At 70.8% G+C, this 3730-nt stretch carries 2 protein-coding genes and 1 CRISPR repeat array; both genes read left to right on the top strand.

The genetic code is table 11. The features are described from left to right. Nucleotides 1–1350: 1350 nt before the first annotated feature. Complete coding sequence (locus tag ABD345_RS39775; protein WP_344559690.1) at nucleotides 1351–1641, top strand: hypothetical protein; 291 nt, start codon at nucleotides 1351–1353, stop codon at nucleotides 1639–1641. Continuing rightward, nucleotides 1638–2030 (top strand): PIN domain-containing protein, encoded by a 393-nt coding sequence (locus tag ABD345_RS39770; RefSeq protein ID WP_344559688.1) that lies wholly within the window; start codon nucleotides 1638–1640, stop codon nucleotides 2028–2030. The genes ABD345_RS39775 and ABD345_RS39770 overlap by 4 nt, the downstream gene beginning before the upstream one ends. A 745-nt stretch (nucleotides 2031–2775) precedes the next feature. After that, a CRISPR array of direct repeats spans nucleotides 2776–3599; the repeat unit is 29 nt; unit sequence CTGCTCCCCGCGCCCGCGGGGATGGTCCC. Between the last annotated feature and the right edge of the window lie 131 nt (nucleotides 3600–3730).

Genomic DNA, 3730 nt, shown 5'->3' with positions numbered 1-3730 from the left:
CCCCGCGTCATCACGCTCACCAACCTAGCCCCTCGCACAGCCAGGACCTGGGGAATTACGTGACCACGGCCCTTGAGGAATTACGTGACCGTCCACACCCACCCCATTCCGCCCTGTACGACTCCGGCAGACAGCCGCAGATGACGGGCGATCATATGGACCGGCAACAACCGCTCACCCTCGCCAGAACGAAAACCCGACGACCTACGGACAGTTGGCGAAACGACAGCACGACCAGCCCCACTGCCAGACCGCCCCACTCCGGGACCGCACACCACTCAGCCCACCCTCCGGGCTACAAGGAACACCACACGGCCGGCACCGCAGACACCCCCCGACCACAGCGCCGCCGTCCGCCCCCCCGCCCGCAAGAAGAACGCCCTGGCCCCCAACCCCTTCGGACCCTCCAGAAGCCCGGACCAATGGCCGAGAACCCTGCCCGATGTCATACCGCTGTGAGAGCATCCAGCCTCGCTCCACCGATCCTTGACACCTCCACAACACCACCGAACAACAGGTGGCCACCGCCGTGGCACAAGCCCCGGCCACCCGCCGCAGGACCAGCGGTCGCAAAGCTCCGCCCTGCCCACGCCTCGAAGGCTGCCGACTCTTCCAAAAGGAAGGAGGGCGTCACTATGTCCCTAATATCCAATTACCAGAAAGTAGCGAATTTCCGCGCTTCCAACGAATAACACCGCAGGTCAACAAGGCTGCTCCCCGCCCGCGCGGGGATGGTCCCGACTACCTGCGGGTCCGCCGGCCGCAGATCAACTGCTCCCCGCCCGCGCGGGGATGGTCCCGGTGCGTCGCCCACCGGCGTGGTGTACCTCAGCTGCTCCCCGCCCGCGCGGGGATGGTCCCCGGCCCGAGGCCGCCGCGATCCCGGCGCAGGCCTGCTCCCCGCCCGCGCGGGGATGGTCCCGGGCGGTTGAACAGCCAGCGCACCAGCCGGGACTGCTCCCCGCCCGCGCGGGGATGGTCCCGAACCAGGTGATGTGGTCCCAGCCGGTGCGGACTGCTCCCCACCCGCGCGGGGATGGCCCCAGGCCCCAGGAGAGGGCCTCGACCACGGCGATCCGCTCCCCGCCCGCGCAGGGATGGTCCCAGGATCCGGCCGACTCGGTCGACCAGGGCGTACTGCTCCCCGCCCGCGCGGGGATGGTCCCGACGCCCTCAGCTGCTTGGTGCCAGGTGCGCCCTGCTTCCCGCGCCCGCGGAGATGGTCTCTGGGCATAAGACAGGTGCACGTCCATCAGGAATTACCCCGTCTGCAGGATTCCTCTTTCGCCGTCCCGGCATTGCCGAACAAGCCCGTACACCATTGGTGTACCAGCGGTGTACGATCACGTTATGGCTGATGCGACGATCAAGGTCTCCCCTGAGACGCGTGACCGGCTGGCCGCTCTCGCGGCAGCCCGCGGCACCACGATCGGCACCCAGGTGGCCCTGCTGGTGGAGCAGCAGCCCACCGCGGAGCAGATCGCCGAACGTGTCGCGGAAGGCCGTCGGCTGCTGCGGGAGCACTTCGGAATGACCCTGCCGGACGCGGACTTGGATAAGGGCCCGGACTTGCTGCAGCGGGTCTACGACATCGCCGCAGCAGACGTGCGCGCCAAGGTCACCCCCCGGCGCAGCGCGTGATCATTCTGGATTCCAGCGCACTGGCCGCGCTGGCCGCCGGCCATCCGCGCCTGCATCGGATTGTGGACTCCGCGCTGCACAGCCCCTTCCAGCACCTTCTGGTCCCGGTGCTGTGCCTCGTGGAAGTGGAAGTGGGGGACGAGGGCGCCGCGCAAGCGATCCTGGCGTTGCCGGCGCTCGAATTCGAACCCTTGGACGCGACTTCCGCCGTGGTGGTGGCGACCATGGTCCGCGACGGGTACGGAGGCCAGGACGTGGCCCACGCCATCGCGACGAGCCTGCCCACCCCGGCACGTCCGCTGCAGCACCTGATCCTGACAGCCCGTGCGGAGCTGTATCCGCCCGGAGTCGCGACCGTCGACATCGACGACCCCCGCCTGGAACCGTAGACCCTGGAAACCCAACGCCTGCCGGAGACGAACTCCAGCAGGGCTGTGGAGATGGCCCCGCCGGCACCGCTGCCCTATCCGCCTTGCTGGCCTGCTCCCCGCCCACGCGGGGATGGTCCCCGGTCCTTGGCCCTGCTGCGGATCACGCTGACCTGCTCCCGACCCGCGCGGGGATGCTTCCGTCAGCTCCTTCCAGTAGCACTGCTCCCCGCCCGCGCGGGGATGGCCCCGCCGCGCACGTCGGCGCCCACCTCGCCGCGATCTACTCCCCGCGCCTGCGGGGATGGCCCCCAGCGGATCGAGGCAACCAGCTTCGCGGCCCGGCTGCTCCCCGCCCGTGCGGGGATGGTCCCCGGAGCACCACGTCCGTCTCCGCGCTGATTACCTGCTCCCCGCCCTCGCGGGGATGGTCCCGGCCACCGCGCAGCAGGCCTGGGGCGGTGCTCTGCTTCTCCGCGCGCGAGGGAGCCAGCGGGTGTGTTGTCGGAGGGCCGTGCGAGGATGCGCCCGCACCACCATGCTCCTTGACACCTCCACAGCACCACCGAACAACAGCCAGCCACCGCCATGCCGTACGCCGGCCACCCGGTGCAGAACCAGGCGACCACGAAACCTCGCCTCGCCCACACGCTGAAGGGCTGCCAGCCCGTCCGGGAAAGGAAGTGACCTGATGTCGCCAATGTCCGAATCCCTGAAGCTTGAGGATTCCCGGCCCACCGGCACATAACACCGCAGGTCAACAAGACTGCTCCCCGCGCCCGCGGGGATGGTCCCTCCGGCCCGGGTCGGATGGACGAAGTGCTGCGCTGCTCCCCGCGCCCGCGGGGATGGTCCCTTGCCCTCCAGTACGGCGACTTGGGGGCGGGGCTGCTCCCCGCGCCCGCGGGGATGGTCCCCGCCCGCCCGTACCCCCAAAAACGGGGGTACGGCTGCTCCCCGCGCCCGCGGGGATGGTCCCCAGATCATCGTCGCGGTCGGGAGGAAGGGCAGCTGCTCCCCGCGCCCGCGGGGATGGTCCCTGTTTCCCGAATCAGCTTCGCACTTTTCCCGCCTGCTCCCCGCGCCCGCGGGGATGATCCCCAGTTCCCAGCGGCGGATCGCGGGCTCGTACGCTGCTCCCCGCGCCCGCGGGGATGGTCCCGCGAACCCGGTCGAGGGCGGCGACGCCTACCTCTGCTCCCCGCGCCCGCGGGGATGGTCCCTCGTACCTCGTGGTGGAGCGGGTCGCCTGATGCTGCTCCCCGCGCCCGCGGGGATGGTCCCCGCGAGGTCCCGCTGAAGACGCTCGCGTGCGGCTGCTCCCCGCGCCCGCGGGGATGGTCCCGGCGCCCCCTACTGGACCCGGAACCGGGTGCCACTGCTCCCCGCGCCCGCGGGGATGGTCCCGCGGACAGGTTCAGGCCGCCGTCGCCGGTGGCCTGCTCCCCGCGCCCGCGGGGATGGTCCCACCTCGTAGGTGTGGCTCTGGTGGTCGTTGCGCTGCTCCCCGCGCCCGCGGGGATGGTCCCACCGCGCTCATCGCCGCGGCCGGCAGCGCCTGCTGCTCCCCGCGCCCGCGGGGATGGTCCGCCGAAGCCCTGCGCGCCGCCTGCCAGGCCCTGCTTGATTTTGTCGGGTCATATGAGAGCCACTGCTTCGGTGTGAACGAGAGCCGGGTGTAGACCGTTCGTGGCGGTGGTGTACTCGCCCGGGACGGGTGC

Origin of the sequence: Kitasatospora saccharophila, from assembly GCF_039529925.1 — a bacterium.
GTDB classification, from domain to species: domain Bacteria; phylum Actinomycetota; class Actinomycetes; order Streptomycetales; family Streptomycetaceae; genus Kitasatospora; species Kitasatospora saccharophila.
The sequence above is the reverse complement of the archived record's forward strand: the minus strand, read 5'-3'. Positions and strand labels throughout refer to the sequence as shown.

Bases quoted from the DNA above. Each gene is read 5' to 3' on its own strand.
- ABD345_RS39775 (WP_344559690.1), top strand. From the start codon at position 1,351: ATGGCTGATGCGACGATCAAGGTCTCCCCTGAGACGCGTGACCGGCTG.